Annotated in this window: 18 protein-coding genes; 12 read left to right on the forward strand and 6 right to left on the reverse strand. The window is 47.0% G+C overall.

The annotated features are described in order from the left end of the window. Positions 1 to 32 precede the first annotated feature (32 nt). Positions 33 to 1469, reverse strand: coding sequence for a SpoVR family protein (locus tag AAIH57_RS14185; protein ID WP_430022027.1), 1437 nt, complete (start codon positions 1467 to 1469; stop codon positions 33 to 35). Then, positions 1466 to 2632, reverse strand: a complete 1167-nt coding sequence (gene yhbH, locus AAIH57_RS14190) for a sporulation protein YhbH (RefSeq protein WP_095288248.1) — start codon at positions 2630 to 2632, stop codon at positions 1466 to 1468. Before yhbH ends, AAIH57_RS14185 begins: the two co-directional genes overlap by 4 nt. A gap of 259 nt (positions 2633 to 2891) precedes the next feature. Here yhbH and AAIH57_RS14195 point away from each other — a divergent pair, with 259 nt between their 5' ends. The 9 genes from AAIH57_RS14195 (at position 2892) to AAIH57_RS14235 (ending at position 12873) form a co-directional block, all read left to right on the forward strand. Further along, positions 2892 to 4229, forward strand: coding sequence for an MFS transporter (locus tag AAIH57_RS14195; RefSeq protein ID WP_430022028.1), 1338 nt, complete (start codon positions 2892 to 2894; stop codon positions 4227 to 4229). A 364-nt stretch (positions 4230 to 4593) separates the two neighbouring features. Further along, the gene (locus AAIH57_RS14200) at positions 4594 to 5865 is read left to right on the forward strand and encodes a sulfotransferase family protein (RefSeq protein WP_430022029.1); all 1272 of its coding nucleotides are present in this window, start codon (positions 4594 to 4596) and stop codon (positions 5863 to 5865) included. Continuing rightward, complete coding sequence (locus AAIH57_RS14205; protein ID WP_430022030.1) at positions 5862 to 7799, forward strand: asparagine synthase-related protein; 1938 nt, start codon at positions 5862 to 5864, stop codon at positions 7797 to 7799. Before AAIH57_RS14200 ends, AAIH57_RS14205 begins: the two co-directional genes overlap by 4 nt. A 58-nt stretch (positions 7800 to 7857) precedes the next feature. After that, complete coding sequence (locus tag AAIH57_RS14210) at positions 7858 to 7989, forward strand: paeninodin family lasso peptide (RefSeq protein ID WP_175399575.1); 132 nt, start codon at positions 7858 to 7860, stop codon at positions 7987 to 7989. A 137-nt stretch (positions 7990 to 8126) separates the two neighbouring features. Continuing rightward, entirely contained in the window at positions 8127 to 9068 is a 942-nt protein-coding gene (locus AAIH57_RS14215) for an HPr kinase/phosphorylase (RefSeq protein WP_175399576.1), read from the forward strand. Then, positions 9065 to 9364 (forward strand): lasso peptide biosynthesis PqqD family chaperone, encoded by a 300-nt coding sequence (locus AAIH57_RS14220; RefSeq protein ID WP_430022031.1) that lies wholly within the window; start codon positions 9065 to 9067, stop codon positions 9362 to 9364. The genes AAIH57_RS14215 and AAIH57_RS14220 overlap by 4 nt, the downstream gene beginning before the upstream one ends. Before the next feature lie 4 nt (positions 9365 to 9368). Further along, complete coding sequence (locus tag AAIH57_RS14225) at positions 9369 to 9851, forward strand: lasso peptide biosynthesis B2 protein (RefSeq protein ID WP_175399578.1); 483 nt, start codon at positions 9369 to 9371, stop codon at positions 9849 to 9851. Further along, positions 9841 to 11031, forward strand: a complete 1191-nt coding sequence (locus AAIH57_RS14230) for a nucleotidyltransferase domain-containing protein (RefSeq protein ID WP_175399579.1) — start codon at positions 9841 to 9843, stop codon at positions 11029 to 11031. The genes AAIH57_RS14225 and AAIH57_RS14230 overlap by 11 nt, the downstream gene beginning before the upstream one ends. Before the next feature lie 6 nt (positions 11032 to 11037). Further along, positions 11038 to 12873, forward strand: a complete 1836-nt coding sequence (locus tag AAIH57_RS14235) for an ABC transporter ATP-binding protein (RefSeq protein ID WP_430022158.1) — start codon at positions 11038 to 11040, stop codon at positions 12871 to 12873. 116 nt (positions 12874 to 12989) lie between these two features. On the opposite strand, the gene cysC is transcribed toward AAIH57_RS14235, so the two are convergent. Next, the gene (gene cysC / locus AAIH57_RS14240; RefSeq protein ID WP_175399580.1) at positions 12990 to 13625 is read right to left on the reverse strand and encodes an adenylyl-sulfate kinase; all 636 of its coding nucleotides are present in this window, start codon (positions 13623 to 13625) and stop codon (positions 12990 to 12992) included. 148 nt (positions 13626 to 13773) lie between these two features. Here cysC and AAIH57_RS14245 point away from each other — a divergent pair, with 148 nt between their 5' ends. Together AAIH57_RS14245 and pdaA are read left to right on the forward strand one after the other, a co-directional pair. Then, on the forward strand, positions 13774 to 14172 hold the full coding sequence (locus AAIH57_RS14245; protein ID WP_175399581.1) for a hypothetical protein: 399 nt from the start codon (positions 13774 to 13776) through the stop codon (positions 14170 to 14172). 122 nt (positions 14173 to 14294) lie between these two features. After that, positions 14295 to 15077: a delta-lactam-biosynthetic de-N-acetylase gene (pdaA, locus tag AAIH57_RS14250; RefSeq protein ID WP_430022032.1), complete on the forward strand. Its 783-nt coding sequence runs from the start codon at positions 14295 to 14297 to the stop codon at positions 15075 to 15077. 108 nt (positions 15078 to 15185) lie between these two features. On the opposite strand, the gene AAIH57_RS14255 is transcribed toward pdaA, so the two are convergent. Then, positions 15186 to 16034, reverse strand: coding sequence for a DegV family protein (locus AAIH57_RS14255; RefSeq protein ID WP_175399583.1), 849 nt, complete (start codon positions 16032 to 16034; stop codon positions 15186 to 15188). 54 nt (positions 16035 to 16088) lie between these two features. Then, positions 16089 to 16526, reverse strand: coding sequence for a hypothetical protein (locus tag AAIH57_RS14260; RefSeq protein WP_175399584.1), 438 nt, complete (start codon positions 16524 to 16526; stop codon positions 16089 to 16091). A gap of 279 nt (positions 16527 to 16805) precedes the next feature. On the opposite strand from AAIH57_RS14260, the gene AAIH57_RS14265 reads away from it, so the two are divergent. Beyond that, entirely contained in the window at positions 16806 to 17192 is a 387-nt protein-coding gene (locus tag AAIH57_RS14265) for a DUF423 domain-containing protein (protein WP_430022033.1), read from the forward strand. A gap of 234 nt (positions 17193 to 17426) precedes the next feature. On the opposite strand, the gene AAIH57_RS14270 is transcribed toward AAIH57_RS14265, so the two are convergent. Continuing rightward, positions 17427 to 18002, reverse strand: a complete 576-nt coding sequence (locus tag AAIH57_RS14270) for a hypothetical protein (protein WP_175399586.1) — start codon at positions 18000 to 18002, stop codon at positions 17427 to 17429. Between the last annotated feature and the right edge of the window lie 170 nt (positions 18003 to 18172).

The following is an 18172-nucleotide window of genomic DNA, read 5'->3' on the forward strand; positions in this document are numbered from 1 at the left end:
CTTTTTTTGTCTTCCATTATATAGAAGGAAGTTCACATAAATTTGCGATGGTGCTTCTTGCCATCATACGTAAACCAGATCGGTTTATCCTCGACGCGTGTCTCGACATGCACGGTTCGCCCCCAGAGCCGGTACAGATAAGGAAGGGTGCGTTCCATATATTTCAGATCGAGCTCAATGCCTTCATACTGGTGTTTGAGCACGAGCTCACCGGTGCGCAGGTAATCTGCATCCTGAACGACCAGATACGGAGATCCTCCGTTAATGCGTGAAAACACAAGTTGATCGCGTATGTTTTCCCAGGACTTGTCGGTAATTTTCCAGTCCGGGCCTTTTTTCTCGAATACGTAGAGGTCGAGGTCTTCGGTTAGCTGCTTGGTCATGTAGTTTCGAATGAAAGAGGTGTCCGAATCAAATTCACGAACCTCGAACATTTTGGCTCGGCCTTGGGCAGGTTTACGGCCCCAACGCTCCTGTTCTTCCCTGGACGGATGATCCCAGCGGCGTTCAATATCTTCAAAAATTTTCAGCCCCAAATAGTAGGGATTCAAACTTTGTTTGGAAGGCTGCACGACAGAAGAGTTCAATTTGGCAAATTCGATCGTGTCTTCACTACTCAGGTCCAGCTCGCGTATAATGCGTTGATGCCAGTACGAAGCCCAGCCTTCGTTCATGATTTTAGTTTCCATTTGTGGCCAGAAATACAGCATTTCTTCACGCATCATGCTCATGATATCCCGCTGCCAATCCGTCAACACTTCCGAGAACTCCTGAATAAACCACATGATGTCTTTTTCCGGTTCTGGTGGGAAGTGATGAACCTGTATTCCTTCAGCAGGGGACTCCTCGTTCTGCACATCATCAAGCGACCATAAGTCGTCATAACGTCCTTCCGGACGTGGTGGTTTTTCGCCACGCTGCTCCCGCATTTTCATCTCCATATAACGTTGTTTGTCCAAATGACGGGGTTTGATGAGTTGGGGGTCCACATGTTCCTGAATGGCAATAACGGCATCAATGAACGCCTCAACCGCTTCAGTCCCATACTCCATTTCGTAGTTGCTGATCCGGTCCGCCGTGGCGGCCATGCTTTCGACCATATTGCGGTTCGATTTGGAGAAACGGGCATTATTTTTGAAAAAGTCACAGTGCGCCAGCACGTGTGCGACAATCAGCTTGTTCTGAATCAGGGAGTTTCCATCCAGCAGGAAGGCGTAACAAGGATTCGAATTGATAACAAGCTCATAGATTTTACTGAGACCAAAATCATACTGCATCTTCATTTTATGAAAAGTTTTTCCGAAGCTCCAGTGACTGAACCGGGTTGGCATCCCGTAAGCCCCAAAAGTGTAAATAATGTCTGCGGGGCATATTTCATAACGCATTGGATAATAATCGAGACCGAATCCATCGGCAATCTCCATAATCTCGGCAATGGCGTATTCAAGGTCGCGGATTTCATCTGTCATCTTACGCTGCCTCCTTCCCGTTTCTGGAAAAAGCTGCGCAAAGCTTTGTACACTTCGCCTTTTTCTTTGATTACATAGTACATAAACTGATCCATCTTAATATGACGATACGCCGACATTAATGTGCTGCTGCGATTATATTGATTGACCTCGCCATATCCAAACATGTTGCTGCGTTTCATCAACTCACCGATCAGTTTTACGCAGCGCTCGTTATCCGAGGTGAGGTTATCGCCATCCGAGAAATGAAAAGGGTAGATGTTGTAGCTTGAAGGCGGGTAACGCCGGTCGATGATATCAAGGGCCTTCATATATACAGAGGAGCAGATGGTGCCTCCGCTCTCGCCACGGGTGAAAAATTCTTCCTCCGTCACTTCTTTGGCTTCTGTGTGATGGGCAAGAAATACAATCTCAACCTTTTCGTACTGACGACGCAGAAACCGGGTCATCCAGAAGAAGAAGCTGCGAGCGCAGTATTTTTCAAAGGAACCCATCGATCCGGATGTATCCATCATGGCGATAATAACGGCATTGGACTGCGGAATAATTTTGTCTTCCCACGTCTTGTAACGCAGATCATCCGGACTGATATGGTGAATGCCCGGATTGCCCGTTGTGGCATTGCGACGCAGATTCTCCAGAATGGTGCGTTTCTTGTCAATGTTGGACTGCATGCCTTTTTTGCGGATATCGTTGAAAACAACCGTGTGGGTTTCGATTTGATCCTTATCTTTCTGCTTCAGATCCGGAAGCTCCAGTTCGGAGAACAGCATATCTTCCAGTTCTTCAATGCTCACTTCGGCTTCTACAATATCATGACCAGGCTGATCGCCGGCTTTTTCGCCTTTACCCGGCTTTTGCGAGGCAGGATCACGACCGATGACATCTCCGACCTGACTGTCACCGTCGCCTTGACCGACATGTTTTTGCTTTTGGTAGTTATACACAAAACGGTACTCATCCAGACTGCGGATTGGTACCTTAATGATTTGTTGTCCATCGGACATGATAATGTTTTCTTCTGTAATCAGATCAGGCAGATTTTGCTTAATGACATCTTTAACCTTTTGCTGATGGCGCTGCTGGTCCTGGTACCCTTTGCGGTGAAGCGACCAATCTTCCCGGGATACGACGAACGAGTAAGGCTGGTGTGAATTTGACATGTAGGCACCCCCCATTGATTACGCGGCACAGTTTGGCCTGTCGGTAATTAAGTATATTCACGGGCGGTGACGATATGTGATGCGAGAGGAGATAAAATGATACAATTATGCGACTGCGTTTTTGGATGCAGCTCCAAATGCCTGCCGTATGCCGAACTTTTTACAGAAACGATGAACAAGCGTGACAAACTTCCTTTACAATAAAAACAGGCATTGAATTGGCATTCTGTCACGGATGCATGCAAAGGAAGGATCTGACTTGGATAAACGGGCAGTTAAAGCTTGGATTATGTATGACTGGGCCAATTCCGCATACGCAACGACGGTGCTGGCCGCGGTACTCCCTGTCTTCTATGCATCGGTAGCGGCAGCAACTCTGGATGCAGACACAGCCGCATCTTATCTGGCCTACACGCATTCGGTCGGAATGTTATGTGTATCCTTGTTAACCCCGCTGCTGGGAGCACTATCTGATTTATCCGGCCGCAAAGGGGATTTTCTACGGGTATTTGCTATAACTGGAATGATTGCAACCCTTGGTTTCAGCGCGGTTGGAGAAGGGGACTGGCTGCTTGCTTCTGCCTTGCTTGTCATCTCGACCATAGGATTTGCGGGTGGTAATACCTTCTACGATGCCATGCTGCCTGATCTGGTGGCTGCAGACCGCAGGGATATGATCTCGTCCAAAGGGTATGCGTATGGTTACATTGGTGGTGGATTGCTTCTGGCCATCAACATGCTCATGATTCAGCAGCCTGGCTGGTTTGGCATGGGGAGCACCCTGGCAGGTACCAGACTCGCCTTTATTTCTGTAGCGCTCTGGTGGCTGTTATTCTCAATCCCACTGTTCCGTCATGCTCCCCGTCGTCCTGCTGCACCGGACATGCCTGGATCCTGGAAAGGTTATGCAGAGGTAGGGATGCGAAGGTTGCGTCAAACCTTTCGCCAGATGCTGCGTTTTCCCCAGCTGATTCGGATGCTGGTGGCTTTTTGGTTTTTCAATGATGGGATTAATACGATCATATTGATGGCGACCATCTATGGGACAAGTATCGGAATCGGGACAGCTGATCTGATGCTTGCGCTGCTGCTCACCCAATTCATCGGTTTCCCTTGCACATTGCTGCTGGGTGCGTGGGCACAACGCTGGGGAGCGAAGCAGGTACTGATGTTAAGTTTGTCTATCTACATATGTATTGTCATACTCGGATATTTTATGACGGAAGCGATCCATTTCTACTTGCTTGCGGGTCTGGTTGGCGTCGTACAAGGAGTCAGTCAATCGACTGCCCGCTCACTGTTCAGCAACCTGATGCCTTCTGGCAGAACAGGAGAGTATTTTGGCTTCGTAAATATTACTGGCAAATTCTCATCCATTTTTGGCCCATTTGTCTTTGGCTGGGTAGGTCAGATTACGGGTTCAAGCCGTTGGGGTATTCTTTCCCTGCTCTTTTTCTTCATTGCGGGTATGGCTGTTTTGATGACAGTAAAAGTCAAGCAGGGCATGAACGACGCACTTGAAGCAGATCGGGAGGATAACCGCATTTTGGAGGGAACCGTGCCTATCCATGGAGCGAATGCTGGACATAGCGGGTAATATTCCGTTATTTCAAGAAAACATAATAAAGAAATAGCTACTCCGGGTCTGTTCGCAAGAGACAGATTCGGAGTTTTTCATGTTTGTGCACAGTCATATTGGAGAGGGGCAGTGGAATAAGTATGGAGTGCTGAACTGATCCGGATGAGAATAGAGTGAAACGAAAAGGAAATTATGAAAAAGTGAAAATAAAAGATTGACATGATACATTTTGTATCATAGAGTAAAACTATGAATACACAACGTATCTAAAAGGTGTCGAAACTTCATAGAATTGCGATCGTACATCTTCTGTTTCAACAAAAAAAGGATGAGAATTCGATGATACCAACTGCATGCTCATTATATTTGGACAGAGGAGGAGATGCCAGTGGTAGATGTTCAAGGTAACGGACTTGTCTTTTTACTCTGTGTCCCTCGTAGTGGAAGCTCACTCTCCACCGTTATGCTGCAAAATCACAGCCGCATATTTGCAACACAGGAAATGTGGTTTCTGATGAGCCTGGTGGATCTGTCAAAAGCGGATGCTCGTCCTTACGGAGGAAGCCCCATTATTCGTCAATTTTATAGTGCCATGGTCTCGGATGATGTATTTGAGAAGGCATGCAGGAGCTTTGCTCTTGAAATATATAACGGATTTCTGCAGGGAAACGGAGCAGATTTCGTTGTCGATAAATCTCCGCGTTATTATTACATGCTTGAATGGCTGGATCGACTTTTTCCAGAGTCCAAGCGCATCCATCTTCAGCGTAATCCACTTTCCATCGCTGCTTCCTACAAGAAAGTAAACCGTAACAATGGAGAAGGGTTTAATCTAATCAGCAGTCTGCAAAGTCCAAACATGAATATGAAGGCCGTCGATCTAACACTCGGATTACTTCGGTTAAATGATTATTTCGCAGTACAACATGCGAACGCGTATGAGCTCCGATATGAACAGCTGGTCTCCCAACCGAGAGAGGAACTGGAGAAGTTATGCGAATTTCTCGGTGTTGGATATGAACAGGGCATGGAGCAATATGGTCGTCATGTGGAAAGTACGAAATCCAATATGTTCTACAGCATGGGGGTCGGCGACCCATTTTTGTCCACACATCAAGAAGCACACAAAAATTCTGTTAACAACTGGAAAAGTATACTGGATGCTCCTGAAGTAGAAACATACTGCCGCGTACTGGGCGCAGACGTATTTCACCGCATGGGTTACTCTGAACAGCTGCATGAGGCGGAACAATGGACAGGGGTCCGTTACGAAGCTGACCCGGATCAGGAAGTCATTGAACGACTAAGCCGTCAGTTTACGGAAGCAACAGGCTGTATATGGCAGCCGCGTTATCACATACAGGGAGCTTCTTCTGCAGGTACACCGATCAATGAGTTACATGGAATTACCAATCCGTCAGAGCCGAATACAGACCCGACACTGGCTGCACTCGCAACGATCAGACAACTGGAAGCTGCCCTCCGTGCAGCAGATAACCGATTGGAGCGAGGCTACAGTGAACGGGAACGATTGAAGCAGCAGCTGGCTTCTGCTCACAGCAAGCTTCAGCGAATTAAATCCTGGATACCCTTTGGACAGCAAATCAGTGCCTGGGCATCCCAGCGTAAGATACTTCGGGGAGGAAAGTCATGAGCGCGATAGCGGGAATTGTTCATACCGATGGTCAGCAAGCGCTATGGGAAGACAGCTGGCACTTGTATGCAAGCCTGGGACATATTCCGGCGGATACAACCGGGGTATGGAAGGGGAATGAAGCATTTCTCAGCTGTCATGCTCAGTGGATCACACCCGAATCGGTCAACGAAAAACTGCCTCTGGCTGATGAGGGCAGCGGTCTCACGATTACCGCAGACGCTATTTTGGATAATCGGGAACAGCTCGCTGATCAATTGTTCATCTCCAGAAGTCAGTTGTCTGTACTCTCAGACAGTGAACTCATTATGAGAGCTTATCAGCGATGGGGTGAAGAAGCTGCGAGCAAGCTTCTGGGAGACTTCGCTTTTGCAATCTGGGATGAGCGCAAGCGGATATTGTTTGTAGCGAGAGATATTACCGGCATGAGGACGTTGTATTACCGTCATGACGGCAAGCGTTTTTCATTCTGCACTCTTATCGCTCCCTTGCTTGACTTGGAAGGGGTAACCAAGGATTTGAATGAGACATGGTTGTCCGAATTTCTGGCCATTCCAGAGATGCATGGATCGGCAGATATCCATATGACGGCTTATCGTGGAGTCAACCAGCTTCCACCTGCACACACCCTTGTCTTCCGGGCTGGAGTGGGAAAAGTGGAACTGAAGCAGTATCACCGCTGGAACGAAATTGAGCCGCTGCTTCTCAAATCGGACGGGGAATACGTCGAAGCGTTTCGTGAAGTGTTCGCTCAGGCAGTCAGTGCCCGCTTGCGAACACATCGGCAGGTGGCAGCTGCATTAAGTGGAGGGCTGGACTCCGGGGCTGTTGCCGGTTTTGCTTCGGGATCACTGCGCAGTCAGGGGAAAAGGCTAAATGCATACAGTTATGTACCTGTGTCTGATTTCACGGACTATACTTCGAAAACGCTGCTCGCTGATGAACGGCCTTTCATTCGCTCCACGATCGATCATATCGGAAATATTTCGGAGAACTACCTGGACTTCGAGGGCAGAAGTCCTTTCAGTGAAATAGATACCTGGCTGGACATGATGGAGATGCCGTATAAGTATTTCGAGAATTCATTCTGGATCCGGGGATTTTACGAAAAGGCAAGTCAGCAGGATGCAGGAGTTCTACTTACTGGAGCCAGGGGGAACTTCACCATCTCATGGGGGCCAGCACTGGACTATTACGCCAGTCTGATGAAAAGTGGACGCTGGCTCCGCATGCTGCAGGAGATGAGACAATATTCTCAGCGGACCGGAATGAAATTTTCGAGGATTGCTCGCATAACGGCGCAAAAGGCATACCCGGAACGTTTCCATAACGCTTCAAAAGGGGCAGCGAGTGCCTCTGCCAACCAACTCATTCATCCGGAATTCGCCAGTAGAACGGGCGTGCTGGAACGACTCGGATCACTGGTTCAGCTTCAGGGAGGCGCCAGAGCAGATGCACTGAAAGTCAGAGCTGAGAAGTTCAATAACCTGGCTATTGCCAACAAAAATGGAGCAGTGGCAACCAAATGTTCCTTGCGTTATCGTGCATGGGAGCGTGATCCGACCAGTGACGCCCGTGTCATTCAATTTTGCCTCTCCGTTCCGATTGAACAGTATGTCAGTAAGGGGACAGATCGCTCCTTAATCAGGCGTGCGACATCGCCCGAACTGCCTGACAAGGTTAGACTCAATCAACGTGTTCGTGGCATTCAGCCCGCGGATTGGCTGCACCGGATGATCCCCGATTGGGGTACCTTTACAGCAGAAGTACAATCTCTTTGTTCTGATAGCCGTGTTGCCGGCATATTAAACACCGAACGAATACAGTCGGCGCTTAAGAACATTCCCGAACCACGACCCGAGCTGGCATCTCACCCGGATATGCGTTTGATGATGCACAGCTTGATCGTATATCGCTTTATCCGCAAGTTCTGACCATGAGAAATGAACATGCGAGGTACCAATGTAAACTCTTGAAGGGAGGTGAACAACAATGGAAAAGAAGGAATGGCAAGCACCTGCACTGGAAGTGTTGGAAGTAAACCAAACTATGGCTGGAACTGGTTACAGACAAATTGACTGGATCTCCGATCATGATGCTGATCTGTACGATCCAACTTCCTAAGTTATTGAGCTTTACGAAGTGCCATCATACTTAAAGGGCGGAAAGACAACATGATCTTTTCGCCACCGCCCTTATATTTGAGTCATATGAATATAAGGGCTTTTTTACATTCAGCTTTGCTAAGGAGGAGTCATCCATTGGTGCCTGTGCAGTATGAAGCATATGGATTGCGTTGGCTAAGCCAATTTCTAATGCCAGAACTCCAGATCGTGCAAGACAGCACGGATGCTGGTGATATCGACGTACATATCCAGTCTGCCGACTTAACCCTACTGTGGGAAGAGTGGAATGTGGGAAATGAAAATTTTGTATCTCGTGACGGCTGTCTGTTTTTTCGAATTGAAGATACAGGCCTGTTCCTGATCGAGCAAGGACGCAGAATTATGGTTAGCCCTTCGCAAGATGCAGATGAAAAAAAGGTCCGATTGTTTATTCTCGGTACATGTATGGCGGTCATTATGATGCAGCGGGGTATTCTGCCACTGCATGGAAGTGCCGTCGTGATCGATGGCTGGGCGTATGCATTCGTCGGGCATTCGGGCGCGGGCAAATCCACTTTATCAGCTGCTCTGGCTTCGCGCGGATATCCGCTTCTAACCGATGATGTGGTTGCCATAACCTGGGACGCCGGAGGGAGAGCCATTGTATCCCCGGGGTATCCACAGCAGAAATTGTGGCAGCCCAGCCTGGAGGGGTTTGGCATGAAAGAACAAAACTATGCCACCGTACATGCCGAGATTACGAAATACGCGATACCGGTGCAGCATTATTTTCATGAGAGAGCTGTTCCGCTTGCCGGCATTTTTGAGCTGAATCCCAAACCGGATGCCCTTCACGAGCCCACCAAGCTGACACAGGTTCAGGGATTGGAAAGACTTCATATGCTGTGCACACATACCTTCCGAAGTGCTCTTGTGGCCAGGCAAGGTCTTGCACAGTGGTTGTTCGAAACAGTCTCCAGACTGTCTGCCAGCGTAGAAGTTTGCAGATTGACAAGGTCAGGCTCTGAATTTACTGCATTCGAGATGGTCGAACGAATCACAGATCATATACGCAAAGGAGTGCATACAGGACAATGAAAAGTACAAAACCATTCGATTGGAAAGATCGTGTGAAGCAGAAGGAAGGCAACCTCGTCAGTGACATGGGCGGGGAAAAAGTCATGATGAGTATCCAAAGCGGAAAATACTACAATCTTGGCAGTGCCGGCGGACGAATCTGGGATCTACTGGCCGAGGAACGGACACTGGCTGACTTGGTTGAAGTGCTGGCCTCCGAGTACGAAATTGATGCGGATACGTGTCACGAACAAGTTGTTCCGTTTCTTGAGCACATGTCCCGTGAGGGAATAATCGACATCGTTCACGAGGAATAGGACGATGCTGCGTAAAATCAAAGCTTATCTTTCGTTGCCACGCGAGGTCCGGCTTATGGTTTGGGAAGCCTACATTCATTTGGGGTGGGCACGAATCCTCAAAGCAAGACCTTTTGCCCAAATCGCCCCAGGGCTCGGTACAGCGCTGTATGAAACCCCTATGAACGGAATGACTCGAAATCAGATTTTAGCGATTAGGAACGTTTCCAAAGCCATTATGCTGGCAAGCAAGTACACCTTATGGGAGAGTCGCTGTCTAGTCATGGCGATCGCTGCAATGAAAATGCTGGAACGCCGCAAAATAGAGAGTACGCTATATATGGGAACTGCGCGCAACAAGCAAGGACAAATGATGGCTCATGCCTGGCTGCGAAGTGGGAAATTAATCGTGACCGGAGCAGATACTATGGACCAATATACGGTTGTCGGCGTATTCGGCAAACGTTGTCCGGAGAAGGGAACTGGAGAAATTGTCTATGAATCTTGAATTTGATGACTACACAAGAGGGTTTCCGCAGGAGCTCAAGCTGATTTTGATCATTATGAAAGATGAGCTGCAGGAGCTTGCTCCGGAAGCAGCCAGAGCTTTGACTGAAGGAACGGACTGGCAGCTCTTTTTGCGACTTGTCTATCATCACAGGTTGTACTCGGTCCTATATATGAAACTCAAATCATTGGAATCTCCATTTATTCCTGCTGCTGTTGTAGAGGGTTTAAGACAGGAATATACGGCTAATACGTTTCGCATGCTGCACTTGACGGCCGAGATGGAACAGGTTTGCACAGCTTTTAATGAAAATGGGATTCGGAGTATTACGTTAAAAGGGCCTGCGCTCGCCCACGATCTCTACGGAGATGTGTCTTTAAGGACATCCAAGGATTTGGATATTCTCATCCCATTTGAAGATGTGGAGTCTGCGGAACAGATTCTCGAAACACTCGGTTATGTATCCAAGGAAGGTAAACGCACGCCAACCGTGCAAAGCTGGAAATGGCGGGAGCATCATATCTGTTACAAGCATCCTCTCAAAAAAACACAAGTGGAAATTCACTGGCGGCTTAATCCGGATTCCGGTAAGGAAACTGATTTTGAATTACTGTGGCAGCGCAGCCGGTTTAGTACGTATACTCAAACTCCGGTACGCATGCTTGAACGAGAAGATCTGTGGGCCTATCTGGTGACTCATGGTGCCCGGCATGGCTGGTTCAGATTGCGCTGGCTCATGGACATCGATCAGATGATTCGCACCATGCCTCTGGATGTAAACCTGCTGACAAGGCGTCTAAAAGCGGAAGGGCGGCTCTCCATTGGTGCACAGGCTCTGCGGCTTGGTTCCGTGCTGCTGAACACACCATTGGATGCGAGTTATCGCGGCTTATTAACTTCTCAGGAACGTGCTGGCGAACGGCTTGCTAAACATGGCGTGTTATTCATGAATGAAATGCTGGAAACTCCGGCGAATTTACGCAGTTACCGTTCTTATCTGTTTGCGCTGAGAAGTACCAGACAGAAAATGTTTTTTTTCATTGAACGATTATATCCGAGTACCTGGGATGTGGAACAGCTGCCGCTTCCTCGCTCTTTGCACTTTCTATATTTTCCGTTACGTCCTTTTCTCTGGTTCTGGCGGCGAATGAAAAGGAACACGATGACGGAAAGGGGTTAATCCATGATTTCAGAACTTCGATTTTATATGCGCAAGCTGCATGATGTAACAGGACCCGTCCTCTATTGGAACTTGCTGGGTATGATCTGCATTAGTTTAATGGAGGGAATCGGCATTTATATGCTTGTTCCGATGTTAAGTTTAATCGGTGTGTTTGAAATGAGCTCAACCGGATTACAGTTACCCTGGCTATCAGAATTACTAGGTCGTCTCTCCGAAAATAGTCAGCTGCTGCTGGTACTGGGCGTTTTCGTTGTAATTCTCTCCGGACAGGCATGGCTTCAGCGTCTTCAGACGATTCGGAACACGCGGATTCAGCAGCAATTCATAAGAACATTGCGTCAGGAAACCTATCGGGCCATCATTATGGCCAAATGGTCTTTTTTTCTCCAAAAACGAAAATCCGATTTTAACCATATATTAACGACCGAACTCGCACGTGTAAGCCAAGGAACGAATTTGATCCTGCAAATGGCTGCGTCTTTAATCTTTACAGGCATTCAGATCGGTCTCGCTTTTTGGCTGTCCGCCAAGTTAACTGCCATTGTACTTGTCTTCGGACTTGTTTTGTTCTTCGTCCTCAAAAAATTCGTCCAGAGAGCCAAGCAGATTGGGGATCAGACATCCGAATTATCCCAGCACTACTATAATGGCATTACAGAGCATTTTAACGGCATCAAGGACATCAAAAGCAACATGCTTGAGAACTCGCATATCGGCTGGTTTGAAAGAATATGCAAACGAATCGAACGTAATGTCATCCAATTCAGCCAGTTAAACAGCGGTACACAGCTTATTCATCGGGTATCTTCCGCTGTGATTATTGCCGCCTTCATTTTTTTGTCACTGCGTGTTCTTGCCGTACCTCCGGCAAGTCTATTGCTTATTATCCTTATTTTTTCCAGGTTATGGCCCAGGTTTACATCCATTCAGTCCAATCTGGAGTATATTAGCTCGATGCTGCCGGCGTTTCAGCTTGTCCGAAAGCTGCAGGCTGAGACTGAAATGAGTCGCGAGATTAGCGATTTCACCAACGTAACCGCAGAAACAAGCGGAAATAAGGGGGGAGAGCTTCATCCCGTTCAACCACTCGAGTTAATGCGTTCCATTGAGTGTATGAATGTCAATTACCGTTATGAGGGCAGTCAGTCTTACTCACTCGAAAATGTTAATGCCTCGATCCCTGCGAAAGGCATGACAGCCATTGTCGGCAAATCAGGTGCCGGAAAGAGCACCCTGATTGATCTCATTATGGGACTGGTTCGACCAGAGAGTGGGCAGATTCTTATCGATGGTGTCCCACTGTCGGAGGAGCTATTATTGGCGTGGAGAAGTTCCATTGGTTATGTATCCCAGGATCCATTTTTGTTCCATACCAGCATCCGAGAAAACTTGAGGCTGGTAGATCCTGATGCGAGCGAGGAACAGATGTGGCAAGCCTTACAATTTTCCTCCTCGGCTGCGTTTGTCCGCAGACTTCCTCAAGGGCTGGATACGATGATTGGGGATCGGGGGATTCGCTTATCCGGAGGAGAACGCCAGCGCCTGGTTCTTGCAAGAGCCATGCTGCGCAATCCGTCTGTACTCATCTTGGATGAAGCAACCAGCGCATTGGATAGTGAGAACGAGCAGCACATTCATGCTGCACTTGAACGTCTGAAAGGCCATGTCACCATAATCGTGATTGCCCATCGTTTATCCACAATCCGTACAGCGGACCGGGTGATCGTATTGGAGGAAGGTCGGGTTATCCAGCAAGGAGGGTACCAACAACTGTCTACAGACCCTGTAGGAACCTTCAGCAAGTTATTAAATATGCAGGCGGGTGTCGTTGGGCAGTAATTGGATGGTTTTAAAAAATAACCCCGTACAATTCAAAAAGGCACAGGATGATCAATCACTGTGTCTTTTATCTGATATTTTCTATAATTATCTTCCTTCTTGTCTGTAAACGTTGATCAAATGTGGCTGGTGGTGGGAGCAAGAGGCAGCTGAAGGGCTCCTGTCAACTCCAGATAACGTACAATCTCCTGTACGGCTTCATGCAAAGACAGCTGTTCTGTATCAATAATAAGGGAAGGCTCTTCCGGTACCTCATAAGGTGCCGAGATGCCGGTAAAATGGGGGATGTCCCCGCTGCGTGCTTTTTTGTACAGACCTTTTGGATCACGTCGCTCACATTCTTCAATGGAACATTGAACATAGATTTCAATGAAATCTTCCGGTTCAAACAAATCTCTGACCATTTTCCGATCCTGTGCATGAGGAGAAATAAAGGCTGAAAGAACGAGCAACCCTGCGTCCACCATTAATTTGGCCACTTCACCAATACGGCGCAGGTTCTCTTGCCGATCCTCAGCTGTAAAGCCAAGGTCGCGGTTAAGGCCATGGCGTACATTGTCTCCATCCAGTACATAACAACGAACGCCTTGCTCATGAAGATGCTGTTCCAAGGCAAATGCAAGCGAGGATTTACCCGCACCGGATAGTCCGGTAAACCACAGTGTACGGCTGCGATGGCCGTTATGTATTTCCCGTTCCTGCCTGCTTAAGCTGGACTGCTGCCAGGTAATGTTGCGTTCTTCCTTCGACATGGATAACCGCCTCTCCTACTCATGATATGTAATATATTTTAACATATTTACAAGAATATAGCACGATTTTTAATGATTTAAGGTGCAGCGTGAACTTCATCATTTTCGGGTATAGATGTAGTACACCCATAGCAGGAGGAAGAGCAATATGAACGATAAAATACAGAACATACAGGTCAGCTTTCAATGTGCGGACTGTGAGCATGACATCCACGTGAGTTTTGCTGTACAGCAGGTAAGTACCGTGCGTTGCTCAGGGTGTAATAGGGCTTACACCTTAATGAAACCGACGATTGGTGAAGAAATATTGCTCGATTGGGAGCAGGAGGCGTTATATCATAAAATGAGGGCAGATCGTTCGGAAATGGATTATCATAATATGTCTGCACTGATCATAAAAGTCATAGAATTGCTGACTTGGCGTGACCGCGGTGACGGTCAGACTCAGGCCATCGAAACGGTTAGGGAGTGGTTATCCTCCAGCGGCAAGCCGCAGACATTGATTGAATTGCTGCATCAGCCCGAACAGAGCAATAAACGCTTCTGATTCTGTAAATCGGCGTGACATGATTCAAAAGTTACATACATTAGCTGTTCCTGTGGCATATTACCTGAAGGGGCTCGTGATAGAAAGCGACAACCAATTATTCAGGAACAGGAGCGGTTGAAATGAAGCGATGGGTTTCATACATGCTGTTGACTGCCGTATTGGCGTTCAGCATTTTTCCGGTGCACACTGAAGCATCGCCAGTTAACGGAGCGTTTCACTTTGGATTCAAGAAAAGCCAGAACGGGCAGCTGCCCTCCATTGATCAGGAAGGTTTCAAATCGATCCTGGAGCATAATGATGCCATCTTTTTGGGAGATACCAAACAGAAAGAACTATATCTCACATTTGATAATGGATACGAAAATGGCTATACACCAGCAATTCTGGATGTGCTGCGCGATAAAAAGGTGCCTGCCGCTTTTTTTGTTACCGGCCATTATCTGAAAGATCAGCCAGAACTGGTTAAGCGCATGGCTGCAGAGGGACATATTGTAGGTAACCATTCCTGGAGCCATCCGGATATGACACGGGTATCCAATGAAAAGCTGAAAACGGAGCTTGAACAGGTTAAGTCGGAAGTAAATCGTTTGACTGGACAGCAAGCAACCTTTTTGCGGCCGCCGCGTGGCATTTTTAACAACCGCACTCTTGCGGAGAGCCACGCTCAGGGGTACATCAATGTGTTCTGGTCCCTTGCCTATAAGGATTGGGATGTCAATGTACAGCGTGGAGCTGACTATGCACGTCAACAGGTACTCAAACAATTGCATCCTGGCGCCGTTATTCTCCTTCATTCCGTCTCCAAAGATAACACACAGGCTCTGGGCTCAATCATTGATGAAGCACGGAAACAGGGATACGCGTTCAAAAGTTTGAATGAACTGAAAACGAAAAGTTATTAGAGGGAAGATGAGCAATAAACAGAAGGGCATCCTTGGCTGGTACAGCCAGGATGCCCTTTGTTGGTTAATGTCAGACGTATAAATATGCTTATAACGTCTAGTTTCTTTTTATAAAACCGTGTTATAGATGATTCCGATTGTTTTTGGACCGCAATGACTGCAGATCACGCAACCTGCTGTAGTTAACTCAACACGAGCACCGGTCTGTTCCTGCAGAGACTTCTGCAAATCAAGTGCATCCTCTTCAGCCATGGTATGTACAACAATGATCAGGTCAGTATCGATCTGATGCTTCTGGCTAAGCGTATTTTGCAGCATTTGATCAAGAGCCTTCTCCCGTTTGCCACGTACTTTGTAGGCGGGCGACATCTTGCCATCCGCTACCCGAATGACAGGGCGAATTTTAAGCAGGCTTCCGATCAGGTTCTGCATTCCCGAACAGCGGCCCCCTTTGTGCAGATACTCCAAGGTATCAATGACAAATTCGGTCCGTACATTCGGTTTAACCGCTTCAACCAATTGGGTAATTTCATTCAGGTTCTGTCCTTTTTCCGCAGCATGCACTGCTTTCATAACAAGCAGTCCAATCCCGGATGAAAGATTGAGTGAGTCCACAACAGAGATGCGGCCTTCCGGAAACTCTGAACTTGCCAGCAGCGCGTTTTGATAGGTGGATGAAAGTTCAGAAGACAGGCTGATATACAGAATGTCGTCCCCTTGTTCTATGTAAGGTTGAAAAGCCGTTATAAAATCGGCAGGTGATGGAGCAGCCGTCTTGGGCAGCCGTCCTTCCTTGCTTACGCGCTCGTACAGCTGTTCTGGCGTAATCTCGGCACCATCCTTCAGGGATTCGTCACCGAATACCACATACAATGGAACAATGCCGATATCGTGAGTTTTAATCCAGTCTGGGGTCAGATCACTGGTGCTATCTGCGAAAATTTTAATTCTTGACATGTCAATCTCCTTTGGATACGAGAATTTGGCAATATGAACGATTTTCAGACCGTTTTATGTCATATACATGCCAGCTAGTATGAGTCCAGCAAATGCCAGAACCATAATCCCATTAAGTATAGTTCCGATGATAGGGAAAACCTTTTTGCGATTTTTCAGCACAAGACCGATGACCCCAAGAATAAGACCTGCCAGATTAAGAACAAGACAAACCAGGATAAATAAGGATGACAGCAGTACAGCCGGATGCAGAGCAATTTCCTCAACCTGCGCAGGTGTTGTCAGAGTTCCGATGACACCACTGAGTGCAATGGCTGCAAGGAAAAAGGTCAGAATATAACCCAGAAGTGCAACGAGTCCAATGACAAAACTGGCGATACCCGGGCCGGAATGTTTCATTCTGTTCTGCATAGGATCAATAGGTTCTTCAGGGTAAGTCGTAAATAGGTCATTGTTGCCGGAATCGGATTCATACGTATTTTTATGTTCCATTAATATCATATCCCTCCTTAATCATTGTTGATTGTTATTAACCTCAATTATGCATGGTGATTCTCCTGACAACTGCAGGAATACAGACCTTTTTACTTTTCCATAATTAACGATAAAAATCAAGGTTTCTCTTCACTCTGTAACCTAGTAAACAAGTCCTGATATAATCAGATCGTCGGGATAAGTATGGATGTCTCTCACAGACCGCTTAACTGGTAAACAGCTCAGAGATTCGCTAGAATATCATTAGTGTGACATGACATAAAGGAGAGAAGTATAATGCAACGAATATGGATGACGATTGGTGCTGTATTGACCATGCTGGCTGTAGCAATTGGGGCGTTCGGTGCCCACATGCTGAAGGAACGAATCGGCGCAGATGCCATTGCTGTGTATGAAACCGGAGTACAGTATCATATGATACATGCCCTTGCACTGCTGATTGTTGGATTGACAGCGGGTCAACTCGGAGCATCCTCCAAGCTTAAATGGGCGGCGCGCCTGCTGTTTATTGGTATTATTGTGTTCTCTGGCAGCTTGTATGTACTTAGTATTACGGACATCAAGGTTTTAGGTGCCATAACGCCAATTGGTGGTGTCGCTTTTATTGCTGGATGGTTGTTCTTCGCCGCAGATGTGTGGCAACGAGGAAATAACCGTTCCTGATTGGGAGCGAGTGCACAACCCCATCCGGTGAGTCTTCCTTGGGAAAATGCTGCGCTTACATAAGCAGTTTGAATCATCCGGATTTTCTACTCACTCCCGGGTCCAAACTATGGACAGGAGGAAGCATCCTGATCCAACCAACTGGTCACATAAGAATGGAAAAAGCAGCCTACGTGGAATGTTGTGAAATTTCCACGTAAGCTGCTTTTTGGTTGTTTGCGCTCGTTGAATGATCTACAAAAATTCGTCAATTTCATTCGTTCGGAATGAATAGACCTGCTTTTCATCAACATGGTAGACACTTACAATGCTGTTATCTCGATCAAAATTCAAAATGCGGCATGGAATGCTCTGATGTTTGCCGTTCTTGTTGTTTACCACAATCCGTGTAAGGCGGTTTTCCTTGATAAGGGTGTCAATCCATTCATCAAAAGAATTCCCTTGAGAAGCACTGGCCGACTCTGGTGCAGACGCCATCTGGGGAGTAACCGTTTCCTTTTGGTCTTGCGGTTTTGCCGAAATCGATGAATTTGTTGATTGATTCGATGGAGCTGTTTTCATTCCGCCCAATTGAGATTTTTTCCGTTCGATGTGAAGGGAGGTAATAGAGTCTTTTTTGGACTGAATCGTCGCTTCAATAATTTTGCCAAGCCCTAAGCCGGATTGAATCCGAAAGTCCGCAATCTGTTCCTCTTTGTTCATGAGCTCCAACAGGGACTGTAGCGCCAAGGCATTCGAGCGGCTCTTGATAAGAATGTCGACATTAAATAAAAAGCCAACTTCTTCTCCGTTGGATAAGGTTTCTTTCATTCATCCCAGCCCCGTTTGTAGATATGTCAGTCAATAAACCATTTCAATTCACTATATCATTAATGTAACAATAATCATAGTACTAAAGATGTAGAAAATAACGCAGCGCACCGGGAATCTAATAACAACTTCTATATGACATTTCTAACCGTTTTGGTTTGTTTTCCGCA

The sequence above is a fragment of the Paenibacillus sp. MABNR03 genome, from assembly GCF_050455445.1.
Lineage (GTDB): Bacteria > Bacillota > Bacilli > Paenibacillales > Paenibacillaceae > Paenibacillus > Paenibacillus xylanilyticus.

Bases quoted from the DNA above. Each gene is read 5' to 3' on its own strand.
- AAIH57_RS14185 (WP_430022027.1), bottom strand. From the start codon at position 1,469: ATGACAGATGAAATCCGCGACCTTGAATACGCCATTGCCGAGATTATG.
- yhbH (WP_095288248.1), bottom strand. From the start codon at position 2,632: ATGTCAAATTCACACCAGCCTTACTCGTTCGTCGTATCCCGGGAAGAT.
- AAIH57_RS14200 (WP_430022029.1), top strand. From the start codon at position 4,594: ATGCCAGTGGTAGATGTTCAAGGTAACGGACTTGTCTTTTTACTCTGT.
- AAIH57_RS14205 (WP_430022030.1), top strand. From the start codon at position 5,862: ATGAGCGCGATAGCGGGAATTGTTCATACCGATGGTCAGCAAGCGCTA.
- AAIH57_RS14210 (WP_175399575.1), top strand. From the start codon at position 7,858: ATGGAAAAGAAGGAATGGCAAGCACCTGCACTGGAAGTGTTGGAAGTA.
- AAIH57_RS14220 (WP_430022031.1), top strand. From the start codon at position 9,065: ATGAAAAGTACAAAACCATTCGATTGGAAAGATCGTGTGAAGCAGAAG.
- AAIH57_RS14225 (WP_175399578.1), top strand. From the start codon at position 9,369: ATGCTGCGTAAAATCAAAGCTTATCTTTCGTTGCCACGCGAGGTCCGG.
- AAIH57_RS14230 (WP_175399579.1), top strand. From the start codon at position 9,841: ATGAATCTTGAATTTGATGACTACACAAGAGGGTTTCCGCAGGAGCTC.
- cysC (WP_175399580.1), bottom strand. From the start codon at position 13,625: ATGTCGAAGGAAGAACGCAACATTACCTGGCAGCAGTCCAGCTTAAGC.
- AAIH57_RS14245 (WP_175399581.1), top strand. From the start codon at position 13,774: ATGAACGATAAAATACAGAACATACAGGTCAGCTTTCAATGTGCGGAC.
- pdaA (WP_430022032.1), top strand. From the start codon at position 14,295: ATGAAGCGATGGGTTTCATACATGCTGTTGACTGCCGTATTGGCGTTC.
- AAIH57_RS14255 (WP_175399583.1), bottom strand. From the start codon at position 16,034: ATGTCAAGAATTAAAATTTTCGCAGATAGCACCAGTGATCTGACCCCA.
- AAIH57_RS14260 (WP_175399584.1), bottom strand. From the start codon at position 16,526: ATGGAACATAAAAATACGTATGAATCCGATTCCGGCAACAATGACCTA.
- AAIH57_RS14265 (WP_430022033.1), top strand. From the start codon at position 16,806: ATGCAACGAATATGGATGACGATTGGTGCTGTATTGACCATGCTGGCT.
- AAIH57_RS14270 (WP_175399586.1), bottom strand. From the start codon at position 18,002: ATGAAAGAAACCTTATCCAACGGAGAAGAAGTTGGCTTTTTATTTAAT.